The 759-nt window shown below is 68.8% G+C and carries 1 protein-coding gene; it reads right to left on the reverse strand.

Annotated features, from left to right (window positions below; translation table 11 throughout):
• Positions 1-759 (reverse strand): oxidoreductase (locus DZA62_RS35245; RefSeq protein ID WP_157988118.1); only part of this gene is annotated, 759 nt, incomplete at both ends.

Consider the following 759-nt stretch of genomic DNA (forward strand, 5'->3'; position numbering starts at 1 on the left):
CCGCGGAGGAAGATCATCGGCTTCGCGCCGAACCCGACGGCGTAGCGGGTTCTCGGCCGGTTCGCCTGGACGGCCTTGGCGATCGTGCGTGCGATCAGCTCAGGCGGGGACGAGCGCCGCTGGGTGGACTCGGACGAGAGCGAGTCGGCGACGGCGTTGCCCTGAGGAGCGTACGGGCCGGAGGAGGAGACGGCGCGGACCTTGTCGGCGGCGATGCCGCCCCACTCGGTCCTGATGCCCCCCGGTTCGATGACGATCACGTCGATGCCGAAGGGCTTGAGCTCGAGTCGCAGGCAGTCGCTGATGGCCTCCAGGGCGAACTTCGTGGCGTGGTACCAGGCGCCGAGCGGGGTGTGGATCCTGCCGCCCATGGAGGTGATGTTGACGATCTTCCCGGTGCGGTTGGACCGCATGATCGGGAGGACGAGCTGGATGAGGCGGGCAGCGCCGAACACGTTGACGTCGAACTGGTGGCGGGCCTCGTCGATGGGGACGTCCTCGAGGGCGCCGTAGGAGCCGTAACCGGCGTTGTTGACCAGTGCGTCGATGCGCCCTGCTTCGGTGATGATCGTGTCGATGCCGGCGCGCATGGATGCGTCGTCGGTGACGTCCATGGGAATCGGGCGGATGCTGGATTCCGTGAGATGGGTCATCCGTTCGACGCGGCGGGCCGCGGCGTACACGGTGTAGCCGGCCTTGGCGAGTTCGAGGGCGGTGGCCTCGCCGATGCCGGAGGAGGCGCCGGTGACGAGGGCGACC

It is taken from the genome of Jiangella endophytica (assembly GCF_003427025.1).
Taxonomy (GTDB): domain Bacteria; phylum Actinomycetota; class Actinomycetes; order Jiangellales; family Jiangellaceae; genus Jiangella; species Jiangella endophytica.